Origin of the sequence: Foliimonas ilicis, from assembly GCF_039939195.1 — a bacterium.
GTDB lineage: Bacteria > Pseudomonadota > Alphaproteobacteria > Rhizobiales > Rhizobiaceae > Foliimonas > Foliimonas ilicis.
Genome location: NZ_JBDUUH010000004.1, coordinates 110,125 through 135,635, shown reverse-complemented (window position 1 = coordinate 135,635; position 25,511 = coordinate 110,125). Strand labels below are relative to the sequence as shown.

At 58.5% G+C, this 25,511-nt stretch carries 26 protein-coding genes; 13 read left to right on the top strand and 13 right to left on the bottom strand.

The features are described 5' to 3' along the window. The first annotated feature begins 36 nt into the window (after positions 1 to 36). The 7 genes from ABFT80_RS11015 (at position 37) to ABFT80_RS10985 (ending at position 8,559) form a co-directional block, all read left to right on the top strand. Positions 37 to 471 (top strand): EamA family transporter, encoded by a 435-nt coding sequence (locus ABFT80_RS11015; protein WP_347971957.1) that lies wholly within the window; start codon positions 37 to 39, stop codon positions 469 to 471. Continuing rightward, complete coding sequence (locus ABFT80_RS11010) at positions 468 to 1,490, top strand: NAD-dependent epimerase/dehydratase family protein (protein WP_347971956.1); 1,023 nt, start codon at positions 468 to 470, stop codon at positions 1,488 to 1,490. Before ABFT80_RS11015 ends, ABFT80_RS11010 begins: the two co-directional genes overlap by 4 nt. After that, on the top strand, positions 1,487 to 2,926 hold the full coding sequence (locus ABFT80_RS11005; RefSeq protein ID WP_347971955.1) for an aspartate aminotransferase family protein: 1,440 nt from the start codon (positions 1,487 to 1,489) through the stop codon (positions 2,924 to 2,926). The genes ABFT80_RS11010 and ABFT80_RS11005 overlap by 4 nt, the downstream gene beginning before the upstream one ends. Positions 2,927 to 2,953: 27 nt before the next feature. Further along, positions 2,954 to 4,141, top strand: coding sequence for a hypothetical protein (locus ABFT80_RS11000; protein ID WP_347971954.1), 1,188 nt, complete (start codon positions 2,954 to 2,956; stop codon positions 4,139 to 4,141). Positions 4,142 to 4,170: 29 nt separating this feature from the next. Continuing rightward, the gene (locus tag ABFT80_RS10995) at positions 4,171 to 4,914 is read left to right on the top strand and encodes an FkbM family methyltransferase (protein WP_347971953.1); all 744 of its coding nucleotides are present in this window, start codon (positions 4,171 to 4,173) and stop codon (positions 4,912 to 4,914) included. 144 nt (positions 4,915 to 5,058) lie between these two features. After that, complete coding sequence (locus ABFT80_RS10990) at positions 5,059 to 7,620, top strand: GcvT family protein (protein WP_347971952.1); 2,562 nt, start codon at positions 5,059 to 5,061, stop codon at positions 7,618 to 7,620. A 93-nt stretch (positions 7,621 to 7,713) separates the two neighbouring features. Next, positions 7,714 to 8,559 (top strand): DUF1194 domain-containing protein, encoded by an 846-nt coding sequence (locus ABFT80_RS10985; protein WP_347971951.1) that lies wholly within the window; start codon positions 7,714 to 7,716, stop codon positions 8,557 to 8,559. On the opposite strand, the gene ABFT80_RS10980 is transcribed toward ABFT80_RS10985, so the two are convergent. Both ABFT80_RS10980 and ABFT80_RS10975 read right to left on the bottom strand, forming a co-directional pair. Continuing rightward, complete coding sequence (locus ABFT80_RS10980; RefSeq protein WP_347971950.1) at positions 8,560 to 9,342, bottom strand: carbon-nitrogen hydrolase family protein; 783 nt, start codon at positions 9,340 to 9,342, stop codon at positions 8,560 to 8,562. A 10-nt stretch (positions 9,343 to 9,352) separates the two neighbouring features. After that, on the bottom strand, positions 9,353 to 10,291 hold the full coding sequence (locus ABFT80_RS10975) for a GlxA family transcriptional regulator (RefSeq protein ID WP_347972209.1): 939 nt from the start codon (positions 10,289 to 10,291) through the stop codon (positions 9,353 to 9,355). 113 nt (positions 10,292 to 10,404) lie between these two features. Between ABFT80_RS10975 and ABFT80_RS10970 the strand changes: the two genes are divergently transcribed. Further along, positions 10,405 to 10,818: a hypothetical protein gene (locus ABFT80_RS10970; protein ID WP_347972227.1), complete on the top strand. Its 414-nt coding sequence runs from the start codon at positions 10,405 to 10,407 to the stop codon at positions 10,816 to 10,818. A 266-nt stretch (positions 10,819 to 11,084) separates the two neighbouring features. Here ABFT80_RS10970 and ABFT80_RS10965 read toward each other — a convergent pair whose 3' ends face one another. Then, the gene (locus ABFT80_RS10965) at positions 11,085 to 11,276 is read right to left on the bottom strand and encodes a hypothetical protein (protein WP_347971949.1); all 192 of its coding nucleotides are present in this window, start codon (positions 11,274 to 11,276) and stop codon (positions 11,085 to 11,087) included. Positions 11,277 to 11,488: 212 nt separating this feature from the next. Between ABFT80_RS10965 and ABFT80_RS10960 the strand changes: the two genes are divergently transcribed. Continuing rightward, positions 11,489 to 12,388, top strand: coding sequence for a LysR substrate-binding domain-containing protein (locus tag ABFT80_RS10960; RefSeq protein ID WP_347971948.1), 900 nt, complete (start codon positions 11,489 to 11,491; stop codon positions 12,386 to 12,388). Between the two features lie 58 nt (positions 12,389 to 12,446). Beyond that, entirely contained in the window at positions 12,447 to 12,902 is a 456-nt protein-coding gene (locus ABFT80_RS10955) for a nuclear transport factor 2 family protein (RefSeq protein WP_347971947.1), read from the top strand. Between the two features lie 230 nt (positions 12,903 to 13,132). On the opposite strand, the gene ABFT80_RS10950 is transcribed toward ABFT80_RS10955, so the two are convergent. The 8 genes from ABFT80_RS10950 to ABFT80_RS10915 form a co-directional block, all read right to left on the bottom strand. Further along, positions 13,133 to 15,202 (bottom strand): ASKHA domain-containing protein, encoded by a 2,070-nt coding sequence (locus ABFT80_RS10950; protein ID WP_347971946.1) that lies wholly within the window; start codon positions 15,200 to 15,202, stop codon positions 13,133 to 13,135. Positions 15,203 to 15,429: 227 nt separating this feature from the next. Further along, a complete protein-coding gene (locus tag ABFT80_RS10945) occupies positions 15,430 to 16,395 on the bottom strand; it encodes a methyltetrahydrofolate cobalamin methyltransferase (protein ID WP_347971945.1) in 966 nt (321 codons plus the stop codon). A 47-nt stretch (positions 16,396 to 16,442) separates the two neighbouring features. Continuing rightward, positions 16,443 to 17,546, bottom strand: coding sequence for a methylenetetrahydrofolate reductase (locus ABFT80_RS10940; RefSeq protein WP_347971944.1), 1,104 nt, complete (start codon positions 17,544 to 17,546; stop codon positions 16,443 to 16,445). Continuing rightward, entirely contained in the window at positions 17,543 to 18,127 is a 585-nt protein-coding gene (locus tag ABFT80_RS10935; RefSeq protein WP_347971943.1) for a methylenetetrahydrofolate reductase C-terminal domain-containing protein, read from the bottom strand. Before ABFT80_RS10935 ends, ABFT80_RS10940 begins: the two co-directional genes overlap by 4 nt. Continuing rightward, positions 18,120 to 18,422 carry a virulence factor gene (locus ABFT80_RS10930; RefSeq protein ID WP_347971942.1) on the bottom strand — a complete coding sequence of 101 codons (303 nt, stop codon included), beginning with the start codon at positions 18,420 to 18,422 and terminating at the stop codon, positions 18,120 to 18,122. The genes ABFT80_RS10935 and ABFT80_RS10930 overlap by 8 nt, the downstream gene beginning before the upstream one ends. Before the next feature lie 104 nt (positions 18,423 to 18,526). Beyond that, positions 18,527 to 19,297: a formyl transferase gene (locus ABFT80_RS10925; protein WP_347971941.1), complete on the bottom strand. Its 771-nt coding sequence runs from the start codon at positions 19,295 to 19,297 to the stop codon at positions 18,527 to 18,529. Positions 19,298 to 19,370: 73 nt separating this feature from the next. Next, the gene (locus ABFT80_RS10920; protein WP_347971940.1) at positions 19,371 to 19,946 is read right to left on the bottom strand and encodes a DUF4893 domain-containing protein; all 576 of its coding nucleotides are present in this window, start codon (positions 19,944 to 19,946) and stop codon (positions 19,371 to 19,373) included. Positions 19,947 to 19,998: 52 nt separating this feature from the next. Further along, positions 19,999 to 20,628 (bottom strand): DUF1638 domain-containing protein, encoded by a 630-nt coding sequence (locus tag ABFT80_RS10915; protein WP_347971939.1) that lies wholly within the window; start codon positions 20,626 to 20,628, stop codon positions 19,999 to 20,001. 64 nt (positions 20,629 to 20,692) lie between these two features. On the opposite strand from ABFT80_RS10915, the gene ABFT80_RS10910 reads away from it, so the two are divergent. Next, positions 20,693 to 20,836 (top strand): EncA/B family entericidin, encoded by a 144-nt coding sequence (locus ABFT80_RS10910; RefSeq protein ID WP_347971938.1) that lies wholly within the window; start codon positions 20,693 to 20,695, stop codon positions 20,834 to 20,836. A gap of 52 nt (positions 20,837 to 20,888) precedes the next feature. Here ABFT80_RS10910 and ABFT80_RS10905 read toward each other — a convergent pair whose 3' ends face one another. Then, positions 20,889 to 21,587: a corrinoid protein gene (locus ABFT80_RS10905; RefSeq protein ID WP_347971937.1), complete on the bottom strand. Its 699-nt coding sequence runs from the start codon at positions 21,585 to 21,587 to the stop codon at positions 20,889 to 20,891. A 259-nt stretch (positions 21,588 to 21,846) separates the two neighbouring features. Between ABFT80_RS10905 and ABFT80_RS10900 the strand changes: the two genes are divergently transcribed. Next, positions 21,847 to 23,439, top strand: a complete 1,593-nt coding sequence (locus ABFT80_RS10900; protein WP_347971936.1) for a trimethylamine methyltransferase family protein — start codon at positions 21,847 to 21,849, stop codon at positions 23,437 to 23,439. 329 nt (positions 23,440 to 23,768) lie between these two features. Next, positions 23,769 to 24,431: a hypothetical protein gene (locus tag ABFT80_RS10895; protein ID WP_347971935.1), complete on the top strand. Its 663-nt coding sequence runs from the start codon at positions 23,769 to 23,771 to the stop codon at positions 24,429 to 24,431. A gap of 54 nt (positions 24,432 to 24,485) precedes the next feature. Here the strand turns inward: ABFT80_RS10895 and bmt are convergent, their stop codons facing one another. Continuing rightward, positions 24,486 to 25,505: a betaine--homocysteine S-methyltransferase gene (gene bmt, locus ABFT80_RS10890; protein WP_347971934.1), complete on the bottom strand. Its 1,020-nt coding sequence runs from the start codon at positions 25,503 to 25,505 to the stop codon at positions 24,486 to 24,488. Between the last annotated feature and the right edge of the window lie 6 nt (positions 25,506 to 25,511).

The following is a 25,511-nucleotide window of genomic DNA, read 5'->3' as shown; positions in this document are numbered from 1 at the left end:
CGGCTGCTAAAATACAAGTGCCACAGAGGGGTAGGCATGAAATATATCGGCTTCATTCTGTTTACGGTCATGACCAATGCAGCGGCACAATTGATGCTGAAGCATGGCATGATGACGCTTGGGCCGATCAGCTTTGCGGGCGTCAACCCGATCATCAAGCTGTTGCAGATCGTGTTCAGCCCGTGGATTTTCCTTGGATTGTTCACCTTCGTCATTTCGATGGCGTCGCATCTCTATGTGCTTTCGAAGGTCGAACTTTCCTTCGCCTATCCTTTCCTCAGCCTTGCCTATGTTGCGGTCGCCGTGTTCGCCTATTTCGTGTTCCGCGAAGATCTCAACGCATGGCGCATTGCCGGTATCGCCGCTATCTGCGTCGGCACGGTGCTGATTGCGCAGGGTGGGAGCGGCCATGAAGAGCCGGTGATTTCCGCCAATTCCGAAACCGTCAAGACCAGCGAGCTTGCCCGATGAGACATGTTATTTTTGGTGGCGACGGCTTTGTCGGCCGCCATCTTGCTCCAAAACTGCTTGCCGATGGCGAGGAAGTCATCGTCGCCGACATCGCGAAAGGCGATCTCGCCCATTACCGGCAGGCGCGCTTCGTGCAATGCGACGTGACCGATCAGGCGGCGGTCCATGCAGTCGGCATCAAGCCGGACGACATGGTCTACAATCTGTCCGCCAAGATGCTGTCGCCGTTGCAGGTTCGCGCCAAGCGTCACGATTTCTTCTGGCCGGTGAATGTTCACGGTACGGAAAATATCGTTGCGGCGATGGACAAGGCCGGTGCGCCCAAGCTCGTGCATTTCACCACCGACATGATCTACGGCCATACGATGACGTACCCGATGACCGAGGATCATCCGGTCGCGCCGCTTGGCGAATACGGGTTTTCCAAGCTGAAGACCGAGGAACTCGCCGTGGGCTGGCGCGAACGCGGTATGAATATTTCGCTGTTTCGTCCGCGCCTTATCATCGGGCCGGGGCGTCTGGGCATCCTCGAAAAGCTGTTCAAGCTGATCGACTGGAACATGCCGGTCCCGATGATCGGTTCAGGCAAGAACCCGTACCAGTTCATTTCCGTGTTCGATTGCGCCGAGGCTGCGCGGCTTGCATGGAAGGCAGGCGTGCCGAACGAGGCCTATAATCTCGGTTCGCTCAACCCGCCGCCGGTGCGCAAGCTGCTCGGCGATCTGGTGAAACATGCAGGCTCGAAATCCATTCTGGTGCCAACACCCGGCTGGGCCGTCAAACGCACGCTCGATCTGCTCGACTGGGCAAACATGCCGATCATGGACCCGGAACAATATCTGATTGCCGACGAGGAATGCGTTCTCGACGTTTCCAAGGGTAAGCGCGATCTCGGCTGGGTGCCGCAGTACCGCGATGAAGACATGCTGATCGCCGCCTACAAGGAATACCGCGCCAAGAAGGATGGTGTTGCGCCAGCCGCAGGCCAGGTTTCCGCCCGTCAACAGGAGCATTCATGACCGTGATGACCAGAGCCGACACGATTGCCGCTCATAAGGTTCCCAAGCCCGACCTTCTGACGGTCGAGCAGGCCAAGGCGCTCGATATCGTGCGCATGACCGATCTGTTCAAGGCGCATCTGAACCCCGGCCAGCTTCATTTCATGAAGCTTCTGGGTTTCCACAAGATCAAGATCGAACGCGCCGAAGGCATGTTCTATATCGACCAGAACGGTCGCAAGATCCTCGATCTTTTCGGCGGTTTCGGTTCGCTGGCGCTTGGGCACAACCATCCGCGCATCGTGGCCGAGCGCAAAAAATTCCAGGAAGAAAACCGGCACGAAATCGCGATTGCCTTCATGTCGCAATATGCGGCGGCACTTGCGCATAATCTGGCGAAAATTTCGCCGGGCGATCTCGACATGGTGTTCCTCGGCTCGTCCGGTTCGGAAGCCATGGAAGCGGCGATCAAGCTTGCGGAGCGCGCCGCCGGGCCGAAGCGCTCGAAGATCGTCTATGCGGAGAATTCGTTTCACGGCAAGACGAAGGGCGTGCTCTCCATCACCGACGGGCAGCTTTACCGCGGCGAGTTCAAGCTGGGCGACAACACTGTCCGAGTGCCTTTCGGCGACATCGACGCAATCGAACGCCTGTTCAAATCAGATCCCGAAATCGGCGTGGTCGTGCTGGAAACCATTCAGGGCGGCGGCGGCATCGTGCAGGCCCCGGCTGCGTTCTGGCACAGGCTGCGCGCGCTTTGCGACCAGTATGGTGTGATCTGGATCGCGGACGAGGTGCAGTGTGGTGTCGGGCGATCCGGTCGGTTCTACGCATTCGAGCATTACAATGTCGTGCCCGACATTACCGCCGTTGCGAAGTCACTGGGCGGCGGCAAGTCGGCAATGGCCGCGATGATAGCCAAGCGCGACATCTACATGAAAGCCTATGGCACGCCAAAAACCGCGATGATCCACGCCGCGGCTACCTTTGGGGGTATCGGCGAGGCGTCGATTACGGCCATCGAAACGCTGAATGTTCTTTACGATGAAGGCTTGATCGAGAACGCCGCCGTCACTGGCGACTATCTCCTCATGCGGCTGGAAGCGCTTCAGGCGAAATATCCGAAGATCATCAAGGATGTTCGCGGCAAGGGCTTCATGGTCGGCCTCGAATTCCACGATTTCTCGCAAACTTTGCCGATGGTGCTGCGCCCGGTCGTCAGTGTGCTCGACGACAAGCTGAAGGGTTCGCTTTCCGGCTTCGTCGGGGCACTTCTGCTGCGCGACTACGATGTTCTGGTGGCTTTCACCGAATACAACCGCAACGTCATTCGCCTGCTGCCGCCGCTGATCTGCCAGCGTGAGCATGTCGATCAGTTCGTCGATGCGCTGGACAGCCTTCTTGGGCGCGGCATTGTCGCGATCGTCAAGGATTTCGTGAAAAGCCAGGTGAAGTAACGAAAAACCGTAAGGCAGGGGCGGAATATGGCGCAGTCTCAAGGCAGCGTGGTTGGTTGGGCAGTGAATACGGGTGCAGCCGATGCAATCGGCCGTGCCGCGTCGAACCGGACATTGCTCGACAGCCTGTCCGCCTTGTTTTTCCTCGCCATTTTTCTGGTCGTGGCCGCATATTCATGGGTAAGGCCAGACTACAATTGGGACATGGTCGCCTATGTCGCGACCGCACTTGAAAACCGCACGGACAGCCCCGAACAACTTCATGCCGAGACGTGGAAAGCGATAGAAGAAGGTGCGCGCGAGGCACAGCTTTATAATCTTCAGCGCGGCAATCCGTATAATCTACACCAATGGGAAAACCCTGCCGATTTCGAGTCACAGCTTTCCATGTACCGGGTAAAAATTGCCTATATCGGACTGATCCGGCTTCTTGAACCGGTATTCGGCATTGCGAAAGCCTCCATCCTGCTCTCGACATTACCGTCACTCTTATTCGGTCTGGGATGCCTTTGGTGGCTCTGGCGCGAGAAGGCGCTGCAAGGTGCGATCTTTCTGGCTCCTGCGCTGGTTATCGCCGATCTGTTCCATATGACCACGGCGGTCACGCCCGACATGCTGCTGGCGCTGGTTTCAATGGCTGCAATTTATCTGCTCGTGAAAAAGCAGGATTTCGCAGCCTGTACCCTGCTGTTCTTGTCGGTTTTCATCAGGCCGGACAACATAATCCTGATTTTCGCGCTGCTTTTGACCGCGATTGCGTTCGGTTGGCGGTTGCTGCCGATTGCCTTTACCTTCATCGTTTCGCTCACTGCCTGTGTCTTGATCTCCAAGCTTGGCGGGCATCCGGGGTGGTGGGCGCATTTCTACTTCTCATGTGTCGAAATCCAGAATTCCATGGCTGGATTCAGCCCGGATTTCTCGCTGACTACTTTTTTCAAGGGCTATCTGCGTGGAGCGGTGGTGGCGCTGCTCGACAATGACTGGCCGCTGCTCTCCGTCGTGATTATGGCCGGATGGGCGCTGCTGTGGCGCGCGGGCAGGCAGGGGACGGGCCGCGAAAATGCGCTGATGTTCGCGCTCGCCATCGGCACGCTCGGCAAGTTTGCAAGCTTCCCGCTGCCGGATGACCGCTTTTACTTCGTCTTTTTGTCGGGCATGCTGATGCTGCTCGCCATCATGTGGAAACCGCGTTTCGACATCTTTGCAAAGGCATGATCATGGATGGGACCGAAGCTTCAATATTCATGGAATTTGCGCGCATTTTTCTGGCGCTCGGACTTCCGGTAGGCATTCTGAACCGTGGCGCTCCGCTAAGGGGTACAAGGTTTCTCGCTTTGGCGGCCCTGAGCGCGCGTTTCGGTTCATCGCGCCCGTTCCAGATGGTCAATGTCGGCGCTTGCGATGGCGCGCTTTTCGACGATGTCACGCCGTGGCTGAAGCGTATTCCTCGTTCGCGCGCCGTGCTGGTGGAACCCATTCCCTATAATCAGCAGCGGCTTCGAGCCAATTACCCCGATAAAGAGCGTTTCAGGATCGAGCCGCTCGCGATTACGCGGACACCGGGCAGCATCACCGTCAAGACGTTCGATCCTCTGGCGCTTGAAAGCGGGGAACTGCCTATCGAGTTCATCGGCTGCTCATCTATCACCGACACCAATTTGATGTCGGGCAAGAATGCCTGGGGCAAGGCCGATCTTAACTTCAATAAATTCGAGGCACATTTGAAGGACATTCAGGTTCCCTCCGATACACTGCAATCCGTACTCGACCGCAACGATGTTGAGCATATCGACGCATTTCTGGTGGATTGCGAAGGTGCGGACTGGCTGGTTTTCGACCAGCTTGACCTCAATCGTTATCGACCGGGTATGATCAAGATCGAGATCGGCGCGCTGCCTGCGGATGGAATCGGCAATGTCGTGGTCAAGCTCAAGACTGCCGGTTATCATGTCGGGATCTATGCCGAGGATGTCTGGGCGTTTGCTTGAGTTCGCAGCGAGCCTCGAAGGACGCACCGAAAACGTAAACTTCATCTCGTCGCTCGGCTTTTTTGGAATGTCGCAAACAGGCTGCATTCGCGTCCGCGCATCGCCCTATAGTCTCGCCGCAACAGCACTTTGGAGTCGCGGGCAATGGCAGGGTTTCCGGAAAAGGCGAAGGTCGTCATTATCGGGTTGGGCGGTATTGTGGGCGCGTCTGTGGCCCATCACCTGATCGAGCGGGGATGGGACGACATCGTCGGTATCGACAAATCCGGCATCCCCACCGACATCGGCTCGACGGCACACGCTTCCGATTTTTGCTACACGACCAGCCATGATTTCCTGTCCTGCTGGACGACGCTCTATTCCATCGATTTCTACGAAAAGATGGGCCATTACGCGCGCATCGGCGGCTTGGAAGTCGCCCGCGTCGGCGACGATGCCCGCATGGACGAAATCAAGCGCAAGATCGCTTCGGCCAAAGCCTTCGGCACCCGCGCCCGCCTGATCGAGCCTGCCGAGATCAAGGAAAAATTTCCGCTGATCGAAGAAGATATGGTGCAGGGCGGTTTGTGGGACCCGGATGCCGGTCTTGTCATCCCGCGCTCGCAGACGGTTGCGGGAAAGCTGGTCGATCAGGGTGAAGCCTCCGGCAAGCTGAAGGCTTTTGCGAATACCTCCGCCAAATCGCTGATCATCGAGAATGGCCGCATCAAGGGCGTCGTGACCGATCGCGGCACGATTCATGCTGACTATGTCGTGGTTTGCGCCGGTATCTGGGGCCGCTTGATTGCCGAAATGGCGGGCGAGGATTTGCCTGTCATGCCGATCGATCACCCGCTGACCTTCTTCGGCCCGTACAATGAATTCGCCGGCACCGGCAAGGAGATCGGCTGGCCACTGCTGCGCGATCAGGGCAATTCGGCCTATATGCGCGACACCGGCGACCCGAAAACTGCCGAAGGCGGGCAGATCGAGTGGGGCTACTACGAGGAAACCAATCCGCGGCTTTGCCATCCGCGCGATCTTCTGGAAAAGCATCAGGCCCGGCTTTCGCCATCGCAGCGCGATCTCGACATGGAACAGATCATCGAGCCGCTTGAGCGCGCGATGGAACTGACGCCGATCCTCGGCGAGCTCGGCTACAATGAAAGCCATTCCTTCAACGGTCTTCTGCAGGTGACGAGCGATGGCGGGCCTTCCATGGGCGAAAGCCAGAAAGTGCGCGGGCTTTGGTATGCTGTCGCGATCTGGGTCAAGGATGGCCCCGGCATGGGCAAGCTCATCGCCGACTGGATGACGGACGGACGCACCGAAATCGATCATCACGCGGTGGATTATTCACGGTTCTACCCGCATCAGACGCAAGAGCAGATGATCTGGGATCGCTGCACCGAAACGGCGATGAAGGTCTACAATCCAGCCGTCCACCCGCGCGAACCGTTTTCGAAAGGCCGCAATGTGCGCCGTTCGCCCTTCTATGAGCGCGAAAAGGAACTCGGCGGCTATTTCATGGAGCTTGGCGGCTGGGAGCGCGCTCATGGCTACGCGGCCAACGAGCATCTGCTCGAAAAATACGGCAACCGCATTCCGGTGCGCGAAAACGAATGGGACAACCGCCATTTCTGGCGCGTTTCCAATGCCGAACATCTCGCCATGAGCGAGGATTGCGGCATCGTGAACCTCTCGCATTTCGCCATGTACGACATAGAGGGGCCGGATCATGTCGAGCTGCTGGAGTGGCTGTGCGCGGCCAAAATCGGTGGCGATAACAATATCGGCAAGGGCATCTACACCCACTTCCTCGACGAGGAGGGCATGGTGCGCGCCGACTTCACCGTCATCCGCATGGCTGATCGTTGCAGGCTGATCGACGGTGCCGACGCTGGCCCGCGCGACTACCAATACATGCGCCGGGTAGCTCAGGATAAGGGTTTCGACGTCAAGATTACGGATGTGACGGAGAAATACGTCACTGTCGGCATATGGGGTCCGAATGCGCGCGAAACGCTTCAGAAGGTTGTCGAGAACCCGGAAGGTCTGACGTCTGAGAATTTTCCTTTTGCGGCGATCAAGCCCGTCAAAATCGGCGGCAAGGACGTCACCGCCTTCCGCATCTCCTATGTCGGGGAGCAGGGCTGGGAATTGCACATGCGCTATGAGGATGGCCTGGCGGTGTGGGACGCGCTGCGCTCGACCGGTGTGATGCCTTTCGGCGTCGAGACTTATGCCAACACGCGCCGCATGGAAAAAAGCCTTCGCCTGCAGAACGCCGACCTTTTGACCGAGTACAATCTGCTTGAGGCCGATCTTGCGCGTCCGAAGGTCAAGGAAGCCGATTTCTGCGGCAAGGCGAAGCATGTCGAGTATCGCGCCCGCGAAAACCAGCCTGCCATGTTGTGCACGCTTGTCATGACGGAGAATGTCGATGCAAAGGGCGTTGCCCGTTACCCGGTCGGTATCATGCCGGTGATGGACCCGCAAACCGGCGAGACGCTGGTCGATGAACTTGGCCGCCGGTCCTTCACGAGTTCGGTCGCCTATGGCCCGACCCTCGGCAAGAATATCGCACTTGCTTATCTGCCCTGGGCTTACTGTCAGGAAGGCCGGAAGCTCAATGTCGAATATTTCGACGAGACTTATCCGGTCGAAGTGGCGGCTGTCGGCTATAAGCCGCTTTACGACCCGGAAAACCTCAAACCAAGAAGCTGAGGTTTATTACCAATCGCGAAAATGTGAAGGGAGAGGCGAGGGGAAAACCGCCGCCTTTCTTTTCAACCTTGGATTTTCGCGTAACCTTGCGTCATGTCTCGTTTGCATCGCATCAGACATGGTCTTGCAGGCAGCGCTGCACTGGCGCTGACACTTCTATTTCCCATACATATTGAAGCGGCCGAGCCGGTCGATGTCGAGCTTGTGCTCGCGGTCGATGTTTCGCTTTCCATGTCGCCGAATGAGCTGGAAATTCAACGTGCGGGATATTCTGCAGCACTTACGCATGATCTCGTCATCCAGGCGATCCGGGAAGGCGTTCACGGCAAGATCGCCGTGACCTATTTCGAATGGGCGGGAACGACGTCCCAGCATATTATCGTACCCTGGACGGTCATCGAAACGCGCGAGGACGCTGAAAAAGTGGTGGCGCAGCTTTCGCGCATGCCAGCCAACAGCGCGCGGCGCACATCCATATCGAGCGCATTGGAGTTCGGTGGCGATCTGTTCGCGGAAAGCGGCTTTCGCGGCATGAAGCGCGTGATCGATATTTCAGGCGACGGGCCGAACAACCAGGGCGCGCCGGTGACAATAATCCGCGACTCGCTCGTCGCAAACGGTATCGTCATCAACGGTCTGCCTTTGATGACCAATGGCGGCATGGCCAGCGCCTACGATATGAAAGATCTCGACAGATATTATACCGACTGTGTGATCGGCGGTCCGGGCGCCTTCATGATCCCGGTCAATGATTGGTCGCAGTTTCCCGAAGCGATCCGCCGGAAACTGGTGCTCGAACTGGCCGGTCCGTTGTCGCCATCATGGGCGCAGGAAACCACGCTTGCGCCGATCAAGGTTTCGACGGCGACAAGCGGCTACGACTGCCTCGCGGGCGAGAAGATGTGGCGCGACCGGTCCTGGATGTGGGAAAGCCGTTAATCAGCATCTTACCGGCAACTCCGGTACGTAGCAGGGATATTCCTTTTTCTGCCGCGCCGTTGCATTGGTATCTATCGAGATCGTCGCAATCGAGCTTTCTGCGGAAGTCGCAGCAATCAACGTTCCATCTGGTGCAAACGCCATGCCGTTGCCGCCAAACAATGGGCCAGGCTGGCTTTGCCCGGAACGGTTTGAACTGACGACGTAGCTGCCGGAGACGATTGCCGCCATTGCTGCGGCTGTTGTCCATCTTGCGTTGGCGGTGCCGCTCGCCCTCGGAACGGCAATCAGATCGGCGCCCGCTCTGCCGTAGTGACGTGCGTGCTCGTTGAACATCAATTCCGTGCAAAGCAGAATGCCGACTTTCAGCCCCGCAATTTCATGAATCTCGAAGCCGTTTTCGTCGCCCTCATACCATCTGGCTTCGTACCATCCTTCTTCATTGGGAAAGAGCTGCTTACGATGAAGGGCACGTATTTGCTCATGCTCAAGCACGAAAGCTTCGTTTGCCAATCTGTCGCCGGACAAGACCGGTCGAGAGGAGATGACGGCGCCGATGCCAAGGGAACGGAGCGCAATGATGCCTTCATCATGCGCATCCATGCTTTTGCGGGCTGCTTCAGCGTCGAATTTTTCTGCCGAAGCTATCCATCGCCCGAAAGGCAATTCGTTGGTGACAAGCAAATCCGGCGCAGCCTTATCGAGCGAATGGCGAATGGAATCCCAGACAGGCCCGCTTGGGCGCAAATCTTCGGGCCATTCGACGAATGCGCATACCGTCAAGCTTGAGTCCTCAAGCCGCGATGAGTTGTTTGCGGTCGACGCGTTCCTGCTGCGGTGAGCGGGAATAGAGTTCGCGGTAGCATTTCGAGAAATGCGATGCCGAGACGAAACCGCAGGCGACTGCCACTTCCACGACCGGCAGGGATGACTGCAGCAACAGGTGCCGGGCGCGGTCGAGGCGGATTTCCAGATAGTAGCGCGCTGGCGAACGGCCCATTTCAGTGCGGAAAAGGCGCTCGATCTGGCGCCGAGACAGATCGACATGATCGGCGATCTCGATCAGCGACAGCGGTTCGGCCAGATTTCCTTCCATCAGTTCGATGATGGTCAGAACCTTCGAGTTCTGAACGCCGAGGCGTGCGCGCAGCGGTAGACGCTGGCGATCCGTGGGGCTGCGCACACGGTCGGTCAGAACCTGTTCGCAGACGCGGTTGACGAGGTTGTCGTCGAAATCGTCGCCGATCAGCTTCAGCATCATGTCGAGAGCGGCAGTGCCGCCGGCGCAGGTGTAGATGTTGTGATCCACCTCGAACAGATCGGCAAAGACATTGGCTTTCGGGAAGGCCTCAGCAAAACCCGGCAGATTTTCCCAATGGATCGCGCAGCGCTTGTTGGAAAGCAGTCCGGCGGCGGCCAGTACATGCGCGCCCGTGCAAAGACCGCCCACCGACACACCGCGATTATATTCTTCGCGCAGCCACGCGAAGACGGATTTGTTGGCGTATTTTTCGATGTTTATGCCGCTGCAGATGATCGCCATGGAAGGGCGCTCGGGGCCTGCCATCTTGCGCCGCTCGTCGTCGAGCGAGGTGTTGACCGCGCATTCCACGCCGTTTGAAGCGCGAACCGGCTTTCCATCGATGCTGGCGAGACGCCATTTATAGGCCTCATAGCCGATCATGCGATTGGCTATGCGCAATGGCTCGAGCGCTGTTGCAAACGCAACCATCGTGAAATCGGGAATGAGGAAGAAGACCAGCGATCTTTTGATCGGGTGATTCACGGCGTTCAAGCAAACCTCACGCAAACCTGAGTGACGCGATCAATGTCGCGATCAACAAAGTGTCACAACCAAACCCCTTGTTTGTCAACGGGGTAGAAGGCCTGTCGAAGATTAAATTTGCGACATGCGTTGCTGTCTTGGCAGATAAGACCAATCTGCCCGGCAAGATGAGATCAAACTTGCAGGGCGCTCACCCATGCAAAAACCGCCTCGATCCTTCGATCGAAGCGGTTTCATATCGGCTTGAACTTGCAACTGCTTCGGTTTTAGCGAATCAGGAAGCCAAGGCGCGCTGCAGCGACAGCGCCGGTCTGGCCGGGCATCGTGCGGCCAAGCTTCTGGCGCTCAAGGGCAGTATTGATGTTCATTTCGCGGTTTCTGCGAAAGAAGCGGGAAAAGAATTTCATGACACGTCTCCATGCGTAGAGTTACACGGGGTGCCTTCGCGTTATGGAGTGGGGCAGCTCGTTTGATAGCTGTCATATAGTGACGGCCTGAGCGTTTGAGAGCGGCGAAAACGAACAGCAACATACAAAATGCGACATCGATAGCGACATCAGGGTGTCGTTTGCCGAAATTTACAGCAATTTCTTAGACTTAGCGCATAAATTGCGAGCTATGTGATTGCTTCATATGCGTCATGCTGCCGACGCATGACAGGAATGGTCATTTTTTCATCAATGACGTCGCCGGAGCAGCTACCTGCCGTGCTCCGGCGCGCCTGTTCGATGATTGCAATTTAGCGATCTCCCGCCCACGAACCGATCAGCGGGCGAGGGTGCCTGCGTGTGTTCGGGCGGTACGATTCCGGCCAGCCGATGTCCTTCTGAATTTCGAAGGGCAGGGAGCGTATCGAGCGCTCGGTCAGATACTGGTTGCGGGCGGTCTTGAACTCAGTCGCCAGGCGACCGATCTTCGACAGGATAGACATGACATTTCGTTCCTTTTCCTTTTGCACCAACGCTTTTCGATGGCCGCGAATGACGCTTAATCGCCCTTTGTGTCGGCCGCATTTCGCGCTGGTGGCGTTTTGGTGACAGAACCAAGTTCCGTCATCGACATCTTGACTATCGGCCTTATTCGATGTTCAATCAAACGAAATGGAATGAAGCTTTCGATCAGAAAAACTGAAGGTAGAAAGTCATGAACGCACCGCTCAATCACCCATTGCCGCTGCTCGATCTCGATGTTCTGCGTACCTTCGTGGCGATTTCCGAAACGGGCAGCTTTACGGCTGCTGCAAATTCGGTGTTCCGCACGCCCTCGGCGGTGTCGATGCAGATCAAGAAGCTTGAAGAGATACTTGGGCGCACGGTCTTCGCACGCGATGCGCGCTCCGTAACGCTGACGACTGATGGTGAAATGCTTCTCGGCTATGCGCGGCGCATGCTTTCCATCAACCGCGAGGCGGTGGCGAAATTCATCGTGCCGGAAATCGGCGGCATTGTCCGCCTCGGTTCGCCGGATGATTACGGCGAGCGTGTCCTGCCGCATGTGCTCAAGCGCTTTGCCCAGTCGCATCCGGCAATCGCCGTCGACGTGGTCATCGATCAGAGCAGCAAATTGCGCCGCCGGATGGATGAACATACGCTGGACATCACGCTGCTGACCAATTCCTACAAGAGCAGCGCACTCGGCGCGGAAGTGCTGATGACCGAGCCTATCGTCTGGGCGGGCGCCAAGGGCGGCTGCGCGCATATGCGCGAGCCATTGCCGGTGTCGCTATGGGAAGAGGGCTGCGCCTGGCGTGCGGGCGCGCTGGAAGCGCTGGGCCGGGAAGGGCGCAATTATCGTGTCGCCTATATGAGCGCGCATACGGCAGGCCAACGCGCCGCCATTCTCGCCGATCTTGCGGTGGCCCCGTTGCCGAAATCGTTCATCGGCGAGGATATGGTCGAGCTTTGCACCAATGACGGCATGCCTGACATCGGCAATTACAGCATCTCCATGCTCGTCGCGCCGGATGCCAGCGCGCCGGTTCTGGCCGTAGCCGATCATATTCGCGCGGCAATCGACCTGTTCAAGGAAACAGGCAAGTTCTGATTTGCGGAACCTCAGCGTGAAACCGGTCGTTTGCTATTCCTGAATAGAGGAGCAAGCCATGGCCGCCACGGATTACGAGGCCTTCTTTCAGGACTATGTCCAAGCCTTCAATCAATCGCTCGTTGAAGATGCATCGGATTTTATTCGCGCCAGCTATGCCGAATATTTCGTGTCAGCCGGTGTTGGCGAGGCCGTTCAAGGCGGCGCGAATGACGAGAAGTATGCCGATATATTGCGCAAAGGCGCGGAATTTTATCGCGCTTTGGGCTTTAGAAAAATGAGCCTTCTGGAAATCGAAGTCACGCCTATAGACGAAGGGCACGACATGGCGAGGCCATTTTTCCGGGCAGATTATGTCAGACGCGACGGCACGCCTGTCTCGATTGATTTCGATCTCGTCTACATGCTTCAGAAGCGAGCCGATGGCCCGAAAATATTCGCCTTCGTTGCCGGTGACGAAATAGCGCTCTACCGGAAATACGGGCTTGTGGATGAAAGCGGAAAGCCTGCTTGAGCTAGATATTCACTCTCAGATAGAAAGGCTGGCGGGACAGCGCGCCCCTCTGTCCTGCCGGACATCTCCCCCACAGGTGGGGAGATTGGCTGTCCGCTTTTGCAGAAGCCAGATTTTGCAACGATTAAAATTGGCGAAATCATAGATGAAATCTAATCTCCCCACCCGTGGGGGAGATGTTCGGCAGGACAGAGGGGGGCGCCTCGTGATTCCGTCAACCAGGAAACGCTCTATTCTCTCGACCGGCGGGCGGCGCGTTCTTCGCGTGAGCGGCGGCGGGGCGGGCCGTCCGAACCGGCGCTTTCTTCACTGTTCATCTTGCGCGGCGGCAGTTTTACCGCAGCCGAAAGTTTCGGAAACGGATCGACCTTGTTGGGAAGCGCCATGGCGTCGATGAAAAGCTGCTGGAAATGCGGCTCAAGCGCCGTCTCGATCTTCTCGATCCGGCTGACTTCGCGTTCGATTTCGCGCCTGTAGTCGCGGTTCAGCAGCGACATCAAAGCGCCAGTGCCTGCGGCATTGCCGACAGCCTTGACCTCCGCGAGGTCGCAATCCGGTATCAGGCCCAGCACCATCGCGTATTTCGGATCGATGAACGAGCCGAACGCGCCCGCGAAGCGGATCGTGTCCACTTCCGCCACGCCCTGCTTTTCCATCAAAAGTTTTACGCCCGCATAGAGTGCGGCCTTGGCCAACTGGATCGCGCGAACGTCGTTCTGCGTGACTGTGAGGCGCGGCTCGCCATCCTTCAACAGATACGAGAAGGTGCGGCCATTCTGGATGATGCGCGGGCTTCTGGCGGCCATCGTTCCATCGACCACGCCATCTTCCGAAATGATGCCGGAGAGGTACATTTCCGCGACGACTTCGATGATGGCCGAGCCGCATATGCCGGTGACGCCGACAGACGCGACTTCCTCTGCGAAGCCTGGTTCGTCGGACCATTTTTCCGCGCCGATGACGCGGTATTTCGGCTCCAGCGTGTCGGGATCGATGCGCACGCGCTCGATTGCGCCGGGTGCCGCGCGCTGCCCGGACGAGATTTCCGCGCCTTCGAATGCAGGGCCGGTCGGCGACGATGCCGCGACGACGCGTTGCCTGTTGCCCAGCACGATCTCGGCATTGGTGCCGACATCGACCAGCAGCATCATTTTGTCCTGCCTGTGCGGGCCCTCCGAAAGCGTCGCGCCCGCCGCATCCGCGCCGACATGGCCTGCGATGCAGGGCAGGAGATAGACGCGCGCGCCTTCGTTGATTTTTAGCCCGATCTCACTGCCCCAGGTGTGCACCGCGCCCGAAACGGCGAGCGCGAACGGTGCTTGGCCAAGTTCGGTTGGATCGATGCCGAGGAACAGATGGTGCATGATCGGATTGGCGACGAAGACGGCATCGAGCACGTCTTCGGCATGCACGCCGCCTTCCGTGCAGACCTTGTTGGTCAAATCGTTGACGGCCTCGCGCACGGCCTTGGTCATGGCCTCGCGCCCATCCGGGTTCATCATGACGTAGGACACGCGGCTCATCAGATCTTCGCCGAAGCGGATCTGCGGGTTCGAGGTGCCGGACGTCGCGACGATGCGGCCGGACAGAAGCGAGACGAGATGCATGGCAATCGTCGTCGAGCCGATGTCACAGGCGATGCCGTAGGCTTCGTTTTTCAGGCCTGGCCAGATGGCGATGATCGTCGGGCGCGATTGTTCGAAATCGCGGTGAATGGCGACCGTCACGCCCCAATTGCCCTGACGCAGGATTTTCTGGACGTTTGGCAGCAAATGCTGGGAAACCAGCAGATCCTGCCAGCCCCAATCCTTCTCCAGCATCACTTTCAGCCGGTCGAGATCGCCGAGCGGCTTGTGCATGTCGGGTTCGTCGACCTCGACATAGCAAAGCTGGACGGCTGGGTTGCGCTCGATGATGCGGTCGATGGCGGCCTTGCGGATGACCTGCGCATTGATGACCGTATCCTGCGGCACATCGACAACGAGATCGCCCGTGATCTCTGCCGAGCATGAAAGACGGCGGTTTTCCGGCAGGCCGCGAACGCGCTCATAGCGTTCTTCCTTCGCGCCCTTGGGCGTGATGTGATCGTTGGATGAGATGATCTTGTGCTTGGCGAAATTGCCTTCCTGCACCTCGATCTGGCACCGTCCGCAAGTCGCGCGCCCACCGCACACGCTCTCGACATAAACGCCCAGCGAACGTGCCGCATCGAGTACCGACGTGCCAACAGGAAAGCGCCCGCGCTTGCCCGAAGGCATGAACAGGACGAGGGGGTCTTTTATGTTGGCGGGCGAGTTCATAAAATGGTGCTTTCCGAAATGCATTCGGCGCCGGTGCTCGACGGCGCGCCCCTCTGTCCTGCCGGACATCTCTCCCACAGGTGGGGAGATTGGCTTTCATCTATGATTTCGCCAATCAGCTTCGTTCCAAGAAAAAGTCCGGCGCCAGCGGCCAGCCAATCTCCCCACCTGTGGGGGAGATGTCCGGCAGGACAGAGGGGGGCAACGTAGAGCACGGCTTTATCCAATCATCCCCGCGCCATCCGCGCCTCACGCCCGCCACGGCGGCGTCCACCGGCGGCGCCGTCTCCGGGAGCGTTTACGGCTGTGGGAGCAGGCGTGGCGTGTTCGCCCGGCTTGTAATCCTTGTAGGTGCGGATCCAGTTCGTGCAGTCCCTGTCCGTGCCGTTCAGCACGTTGGCGGCGCGAACCGCTTCCATTTCCTGTGGGCGAACCGGGTTCATGATAGCCGACGTCATGCCCGCGCCGATGACCATCGGAATGAAGCCTGCATTGATGCCGTGGCGATGCGGCAGGCCGAAGGAGACGTTGGAAAGGCCGCAGGTCGTGTTGACCTTCAGCTCCTCGCGAAGACGGCGCAGAAGCGCGAACACCTGACGACCCGCATCGCCAAGCGCGCCAATCGGCATGACCAGCGGATCGACCACGACATCATGCGCCGGAATGCCGAAATCGGCGCAGCGCTCGACGATTTTCTTGGCGACGGCGAAGCGCACATCCGGATCCATCGAAATGCCCGTCTCGTCATTCGAAATGGCAACGACCGGCACGTTGTACTTCTTGATGAGCGGCAGGATCGCTTCGAGCTTTTCTTCCTCGCCGGTGACGGAATTGACCAGCGGGCGGCCTTTTGCGACCTTGAGCGCTGCCTCGATGGCCGCAGTCACCGAACTGTCGATCGAAAGCGGCAGATCGACCAGTCCCTGCACGATTTGCAGCGTCTGCACCAGAAGCGCAGGTTCCGTCGCGTTCGGATCGACTGCCGTGACACCGGCATTGACGTCCAGCATGGTCGCGCCGCAGGCGGCCTGTTCCAGTGCGTCCTTGATGACGGTTTCGAAATTTCCCGCGATCATTTCGGCGGCCAGCTTCTTGCGGCCTGTCGGGTTGATGCGCTCACCGATCACGCAGAACGGTTGATCGAAGCCGATGATGATTTCCCTGGTCGCCGAGGCAACGATCGTACGGGTCATTAATTTCTCCCTTGGGTGTTTGTTTCAAGCCGACGCGGACGAGGCCGTCAATGGCTGGCCTTTTCGACCATCTGACCCGGTTGCTGTGTTTCATTGTCGTGCAAAATATGGTCGAGCCGGTCCGCGACCGTCTGGTCGTCGGCGCGCGCTTCGCGATTCCACGGCCTGCGGCCTTTCAGAACGCCGGATTCATGAACGATTTCGGCCACATATTCCTCCTGCCGATACGCCATGACGTGGATGCCGGAAACGCCCGCAATCTCCTTCACCTCGTTGATGATGTCGATGCAAAGCTGCTTGCCTTCCTTCTTCTGGTCCTGCGCGCCTTCCAGCCGCTTGATGACCGAATCCGGGATGTGAATGCCCGGCACATTCGAACGTATCCATTTCGCCGTCTTGGCAGAGGCGAGGGGGCCGACGCCGCACAGAATATAGCAATCCTCGATCAGTCCAAGATCGCGAACGCGCTCCATATAGGTGCGGAACATGGGCACATCGAAGCAATACTGGCTCTGCACGAATTGCGCGCCAGCGGCGATTTTCTTGGCCAGCCGATGCGGGCGGAAATCGTAGGGCGGCGCAAACGGGTTGATGGCTGCGCCAAGGAAGACTTCCGGCGGTGTCGTCAGCTTGCGGCCGGACAGGAATTTTCCGTTGTCGCGCATGATGCGGATGGTTTCGAGAAGCGACATGCAGTCCAGATCGAAAACCGGCTTCGCGCCCGGCTGGTCGCCTGCCTGCACACCGTCGCCGGTGAGGCACAAAATGTTGGCCACGCCCATCGCGGCCCCGCCCAGAACATCACCCTGAATGGCTATGCGGTTACGGTCGCGGCAGGAAATCTGCATGATCGGCGCATAGCCCATGCGCGTCAGAAGGGCGCATATGCCGACCGACGACATGTGGCAGTTGGCGCCCGAAGCATCGACGGCGTTGATGCCGTCCACCCAGCCGTCGAAAATCGCTGCCCGCTCATAAACGTCTTGCGGGTTTGCGCTGTCGGGCGGGTTGAGTTCGGTCGTGACCGCGAATTCGCCACGGCGCAGCACGCGCTCCAGACGGCCGCGCGACGAATGGCCGGGCTGCGGGTCGAGCGGAAGTTCGATGCCGCCGGGGTTTTCATCGGGATGGCGCGTGCGGGGCGGGGTCATGCGGCTGGCCTGTTGGCGGCATCGCGTGCTGCTGCAGCCTGTGCCGTTACGCGCAGCCAGGCGGAGGTCTCGCGCAGCGACTGATCGACCGGTTTCTGCACGTTCAGGATGGCGTCGCCATGAACCATTTGCTGAGAGCCTTCCCACGCCTTGACCCAAACGCAGGGCATGTCCGGCTCGACTTCGCAATTTCCATTGGCGCGCACGCCGCCGCAAGGCCCGTTTCGCAACTGTTTGGGGCAGTTCATCGGGCAGGACATTCCCGTCGATGAAAGCACGCATTGCCCGCACATGCGGCAATCGAACATGAAGCCTTTTACGCGCTTTTCGACGAATTTCACCGGGCCTTCGACGCGGCTGTAGCCGATGCCTTTCCAGAGCGGGTGCAGCAGCAGAAAGGCGTCCGCGAATTTCGCGTAGAACCATTCGAGCATGCGCGAATGGCGGACCGACCACAAACGAATAGCGTATGAACGCTGCACGCGCCGCTGGGGAGAAACGTCAGCGGGCTTGTAGTCGCTTTTCGGCGCTGCCTTCTTGACCAATGTGGCCTGGGTAACCGCCGGGGTGTTTTCAGACATTTTCTGACCCGCCTGCCTTTACCAGCGCGACGAGCCGTTCGCGGTCGTATTTTGCGTCGAAATCGGCCAAAGCCTTTTCAGCTTCGGCTTCGAGATCGTCGCCGACGGGGATCGGCTCGCCCTTGCGCCATTCGGCGAGATAAGCGTCGGTACCGCCCGCACCGGTTCGCATCGCGCACATGTCGATCGCCTCGGTGAAACGCAGCGGCAATTCACGCTTAGCGTTCTGCCGTCCCTTCTTGACGATGATCTGCGCGGGGATGTCGCGCCAGTAAACGATGATGAGGTCCGCCATGCTGGTCTCGCTTTTCCAGATAAGCGAGCATTGCCGGAACGGCCAGGGCGCTGCTTGTTATGAGACGACGCCCGCGCATTCAAAAGCGACAGAGATAAGAGGCTTTACCACACGCCGCGGCGAATACCGTTGCAGAGATAGGTCCAGATTGGCGGGTGATACCATTGTTTTGAAGATAGGCCGGTGTTCACTGGCTTCAGATCGCCCGACAGCGCGTCTTCTATAGCCTGCACGCAGATATCGCCTGAAAACGACGCAAGGCGCATTGCGTAGATCATCAGATTGTCGCCGGGGCCAGGTTTTCCGCGCACTTGATAGAGCACTGCTCCGGTGTCGACGCCTTCGTCAACCAAATGGACAGTCGTGCCAAAATTTTTGTCGTCGCCTGTCGCAAGTGCCCAATAGCCGCCGTTCATGCCACGATATTTCGGCGTAATGCCTGCATGGTAGTTCAGGATCGGGCATTTTATTGCGCTGAGCGTTTGCCGCGAAAGCATCCGGCAACCTGCAAGCAGAGTGACGTCCGGGTTCAAACGTTCGATCGTTTGACGGAATTCCGGCGAATTGGCTGAAGGAACTTCGATAATTCGCTGGCCGGGGCGGGGGCTGGTCTGCAAACGCTTCTGCTCGACGATCTTTGCGATGCGGGCTGAGAACAGTTTCTTGCCGAGACGGTTGAGGATCATTGTCGCGATCTGGCCGCCGGCATTGAACCAGCCCTGTTTGCGAGCGCGTCGCTGCAGAAGAAGTTTTTTCGATTCAGGCGTTTCCAGAATGACAGTCACGGAGCCAAGCCTGTCGGATATGAAATTAATGAGCGCCCAGATATGCGGGCCGCCTTCCGTCACGATGACGATTTCTTTTGTCTGCGACATGATCCGTCCGAAAAGGGCCTCTGAACCAGAGACCCTTTTCGCATCATCGGCTTACCGTCGAATTAAAGAGAACTCAGCGGCGGAATTCCAGAATATCCAGTTTCGATTCGAAGCGAGGTGCTGGCAGTTCGATGCGCCATTCGTTTTCGCCGGTGCGATAGGTGTAGCCGACCTGATCGCTATCGGGGCCGGAACCGTATTTCTTGGGCGTTTCGCCCGCGATGAAGAATGAACCGAGATAGGTCTGGCGGGTGTCGCTTTCGGTGTAGAAACGGCCCTTGGTGCGCTGCGAGCCGGTGAGCTTCTCGAGCATCCAGCCGGAGCCGTCATCGGTCACGCGGCATTTGAACCAGCCATAGACGACGAGCGGCAAATTGCCTCCAACCTTGATGGTGCGGCATTGCCAATTGCCGGTCATGTCGAAATCGGAAAAGCCAAGTTTCGGCTTTGCCATTATAGCGTCGAGCGTCGCAACGTCGCCCGGATTGCCGGTCTTGGCTTCTCCCAACGCGGTTTTCAGCGTCGCATCATAATTTTCGAGACGGGCCTTGTCGGCAGGCGTGATGATTTTCAGAATTGCGCCGTCCGCGAATGCCTGACCGGCCGATAAGCTTAGAAAAACACCAAGAAAAAGCGTGCGAATCCGCATGAAAATCCTCCATTTTCGATGAGTTCAGGTGAGAAACGGGGCGCTTTCGTGATCAAGCGTGGAGTTTTGCAGCAGTTTCCAGCGCTTTTGGCAGGTCGCCATAGCCGGTTTCGCGGCGCTCATAGGCCAATCCCAGCATTTTCGCGGCATTCTCCGCGACCTTGTCCAGTTCTGGATCATTGGTCTGCGCCAGATAAACGACCTTCTGGTAATGGCCGAAATAATCCGCGGCAAGTTCAGGGTGACGGTCGAGGCCGAGCGGCTTCATGAAGAACGCATCGAACTGGCGGCATAGAAAATCCGTCATGTAGAAGGACATCATGTCGTCGTCTTCCAGCGCCCGGAAGGCAGCGTCGCCCTGATAAAAGGCGAAACAATGCGGACCTGCGACGCGCTCTACGCCATGCTTTTCGCAGACCATGTCGAGCATCCCGCCGGTTCCGCAATCTGCATAGCCGACGAAAATATTGCGATAGCCCTCGGCGCGCGCCTTCGTAATGGCGTCGTCCATCGCGGGCGGAATGCGGTCGGGGTAATAATGGAATTCGGCGGGAAGGCAGGTGAGGTCGAGATGATCGAGGCGAAGCCGTGATTTGATCGCCAGGATTTCCCTTGCGATCATTCCGCAGGCGATGACCAGAAGCCGATCTTCAATCCGGCTGTTTTTCTGCATTGCAGCCATGGAACCACTTTGCCGCGCACACGTTCATGTGCTGATGATATTCAAGTGAGGGAGCCATCATACCATGAAAATTACACGCTTTGCATCTGTCGCCGCCGTTCTGGCTTGTGCTCTGGCCATTACGGCTTGTGCGAACACCGTTCGTGGCGTTGGCCGCGACGTGAAATCGACCGCGAATGCCGTTGAGGATACTGTTCAGCAGCCCTGAACCAGAATACCTCCCAGAATAAAGGCTGTGCCTCAAGCACAGCCTTTTTTATTTAGGCGGAAGCGCGGATATTGTGCTTGCGCTTCATGTAGTCCTTCGCGGTTTCGACCGCGACAGCCGCATCGCGGCAATAGGCGTCGGCACCGACTGCCTTGCCGAATTCCTCGTTCAGCGGCGCGCCGCCGACCAGCACGACATAGTCGTCGCGAATGCCTTTTTCCTTCATCGTGTCGATAACGACCTTCATATAGGGCATGGTGGTCGTCAGAAGCGCCGACATGCCGATGATGTCAGGCTGATGTTCTTCGATCGCCGCCAGATATTTCTCGACCGGATTGTTGATGCCGAGGTCGATCACGTCGAAGCCAGCGCCTTCCATCATCATGCCGACAAGGTTCTTGCCGATGTCGTGGATGTCGCCCTTGACCGTGCCGATCACCATCTTGCCCTGCTTGGGCGCGCCGGTCGCGGCAAGGAGAGGGCGCAGGATGAACATGCCGGCCTTCATGGCGTTTGCCGAAAGCAGCACTTCAGGCACGAACAGGATGCCGTCGCGGAAATCCTCGCCGACGATGCGCATGCCTTCGACCAGCGCCTCGGTCAGAACCTTGTAAGGCACCCAGCCGCGCTCGAGCAGGATGTTCGTTCCTTCCTCGATTTCCTCTTTCAATCCATCATAAAGATCGTCGTGCATCTGCTGCACGAGTTCGTCGTCGGAAAGCTCGGAAAGGATGATCTCGTCGTCGGACATTTTCAGGCTCCTCGTGGCCGCATCATGCTTCGCTTGGGAGATGCGGAATTTCAGGCCAATACGTAACGTGCAACACTTGCAATTCCATAGCTGATTTGCGACTTCCGCCAAAAGGAAAGCGACTGGAAACCCGCATGGTTTCTTGTCGATATTGCGACAGTGCTTGGCGCTGGCTGGCCGTTTTGCGTCGCGTCGGTGGCTACGATCCGAAAGTGCGCCGCGTCAGTTGGCGCCACAAATGATTCAGGGAAGAACGTCGATGAGCGATAACGCGGCACCGGAAGCGCCTGCAGGAAACGATCAGGAAGCAAGCAACGCACGGCGCGGACGCGGCGCAAGCGGCGGTGCAGCAGCACGGCGCGCGGCGCGCTCCGGTGGCGGGCCGGGCATCCAGCAGACCTACGTAAACCGCAAGGTGAACGTCTATGAGGTGCTTGACGAGGAAGGTCTGGCGATCATCGAAAAGAACGCCGATACCGTGCTCGAAGAGATCGGCATCGAGTTTCGCGACGACGCCGAAGCGCTGGCGCTGTGGAAGGAGGCCGGTGCCGACATCAAGGGCGAGCGCGTGCACTTTCCTAAGGGCCTGCCGCGTTCCCTGCTGAAGACTGCGCCCTCCATCTACAAGCAGCATGCGCGCAATTCGGCGCGTTCCGTGCAGATCGGCGGAAATGCGACTGTGTTCGCGCCGGTTTACGGCCCGCCCTTCGTTCGCGACCTCGACGGCAACCGCCGTTATGCGACGATCGAGGATTTCCGCAATTTCGTGAAGCTCGCCTATATGGCGCCGTCGATCCACCATTCGGGCGGCACGGTGTGCGAGCCCGTCGATGTGCCGGTGAACAAGCGCCACCTCGACATGATCTACAGCCACATCAAATATTCCGACAAGCCGTTCATGGGCTCGGTGACGGCACCTGAACGTGCCGAAGACACGATTTCGATGGCCAAGATCGTTTTTGGTGACGATTTCGTCGACCAGAACACGGTGCTGACCAGCTTGATCAACGCCAATTCGCCGATGGTTTTCGACGAAACCATGCTCGGTGCGCTGAAAGTCTATGCGCGCAACAATCAGGCCTGCATCGTCACGCCGTTCATTCTGGCGGGCGCGATGAGCCCTGTCACTGTTGCCGGTACGCTGACGCAGGTTCTGGCCGAAGTGCTGGCAGGCGCATCCTTCACGCAGCTTATCCGTCCGGGCGCGCCGGTTCTGTTCGGCACGTTCGCATCGTCCATTTCCATGCAATCGGGTGCGCCGACATTCGGTACGCCGGAGCCTTCGCTGGTTTCTTACGGTGCCGCGCAGCTTGCGCGCCGCCTCGGCCTGCCATTCCGCACGGGCGGTTCGCTTTGCGCCTCCAAAGTGCCGGATGCGCAGGCGGCTTACGAAAGCGCCAACACGCTGAACTCCACCATGCTCGCCGGAACGAACTTCGTTCTGCATTCGGCAGGATGGCTCGAAGGCGGGCTGTCCTCCTGCTATGAAAAATTCATGATGGACATCGATCAGCTCGGAATGAGCCAGAAATTCGCCGAGGGCGTCGATCTGTCGGAAAACGGCCAGGCGATGGACGCCATCCGTCAGGTCGGTCCGGGCAGCCATTATCTCGGCTGCGACCACACGCAGGCGAATTTCCAAACGGCGTTCTACCGGTCCTCGATTGCCGACAATAATTCCTACGAGCAATGGCTGGCGGAGGGCCAAAAGACCGCGCCGCAGCGCGCCAACGAACTCGCCCGCCGCTGGCTGGAAACTTACGAGGCACCGGCGCTCGATCAGGGCATCGATGATGGTTTGAAGGACTTCATTGCCAAGAAGAAGGAGTCCATGCCCGACGCCTTCACTTGAAAGGAGCCCGATTCAGGCGGGGCTAAAGTCGCCGACATTATTCACAAGGAAGTCTGGCGCAGCGCCATTCGCGGGCCTGACGGGAAGAGGTGAGATGTTTGTTCATCAAGCCGCGCTCCGTCCAACACCCCTCATCCGGCCCTTCGGGCCACCTTCTCCCACAAGGGGAGAAGGGAGCGCGCTGCATTCTCGCCTCTGCACATTGCCAGCGCCTGTATTTTGCTCGAACTGCAATGCGGCGCTTTCCCTTCTCCCCTTGTGGGAGAAGGTGGATCGGCGCGTAGCGACGAGATGGATGAGGGGTGTTGGCCGGATCGGGACTAATTCGGATGAAGGATGACCTTTCCGATCTCATCTCCGGTGCTCTCGCCGCCCATGGCCTCATCCTGCGCGGCGGGCTGAATTTTTCCGCGAACGACTATCCGCCTGCCAAAGCCGTACTCCTCGTCGGAAATGCGGGAGCGTCATACTGGCCGCATTTCTCGCGCTGGTGCGAAACACAGCCGCGCGACTTGAACAACCCGCTCGACACATGGTCGCGCGAGGTGATCGGAGCCGTCGCAGACACGTTCGGCGCACGCGCGATTTCTCCATCGGATCGCCCGTTTGCGCCATTCCAGCAATGGGCGATGCGGGCCGAGGGTTTGAAACCGTCGCCGCTGGGCATTCTTATGCATCCCGAATACGGCCTCTGGCATGCTTATCGCGGGGCGCTTCTGTTCGATCATGAGATTTCGATTCCAGAAGCTCTCAAACCGATTCACCTTTGCGACCTATGTGTTGGAAAACCTTGCCTTAAAGCCTGTCCGGTGAATGCCCATTCCGAGACGGTATTCGCCTATCAGGACTGCCTTGCGCATGTGCGCGGCGCTGGCGGCCAGGCATGTCGAAGCGATGGGTGTCTCGATCGAAATGCCTGCCCATATGGCGCGGCCTATCGCTACCCCGCGCATGTGCAGGCGTTTCACATGGCTGCCTATGCGGGCCTTTGAAACAAAAAAGCCGGCGAAGCAGCTTCGCCGGCTCTTATTCAATGTGATTGCGTTTCAGGCGCGGGCGCGGCGGCGTTCGCGGCGATTGCGATCGCCTTCCTGCGGTCCGCTGTTGGCGGCCAGCTTGTTGCGCAAGGGGCCGATGCGCTCGACAATGGCCTCGATGGACGGGCGCTCGCCCTTATTATGCGCGTCCAGCGCCCTGCGCATGGCGGCCAGATGCTCATACGAGGTTCCGCAGCAGCCGCCGATGATCTTCGCGCCGCCATCGATGGCGAGGCGCACATAATCCGACATGAGTTCGGGCGTGCCGGAATAGTGGATTTCGGTGCCGCGAAATTCGGGAATGCCGCAATTGCCCTTCACGATGATCGTCGCTTCAGGCCTGGCTTCGGCCATATCGAGCAGAGTTGCCAGAATGTCAGAGGCACCGACGCCGCAATTCGCACCGACGCCGACCGGCTGGTTCGAAAGCCCATCGGTCACACCATGAATATCTTTCGGCAGCAGGCCCATCATGGTACGGCCAGCCGTGTCGAACGAACCCGTATAGGTGTAGGGCAGGCCGACGCGGATCGCCGCTTCGGCTGCTGCGCGAATTTCATCGGGCGCAGACATCGTCTCGATCCATGCGACTTCCGCGCCGCCAGCCTTTAGGCCCTCGATCTGCTCGGCAAAGGCATCGACCGCCTCGTCATAGGTCATGGCGCCGAGCGGAACCAGCAATTCGCCGGTCGGGCCGACCGAACCCGCAACGATGACCTTGCGATAAACCGAATCCGCCGCTTCGCGGGCGATTTCTGCGGCAAGCTTGTTCAGTTCGTGAACGCGGTCCTGCGCATGGTGAAGTTTTAGCCTGTGGCGCGTGCCGCCGAAGGAATTGGTGAGAATGATATCCGCACCGGCCTCAACGAAATTGCGGTGGAGCGCTGCGATTTTTTCCGGCGCAGTCTCGTTCCAGAGTTCCGGCGCGTCGCCTGCTTCCAGTCCCATCGCGAACAAATTCGTGCCTGTGGCGCCATCTGCAAGCAGGACACCTTTTTCGGCGATCAGGGCATCGATCGGATTGGTCATGGGAAC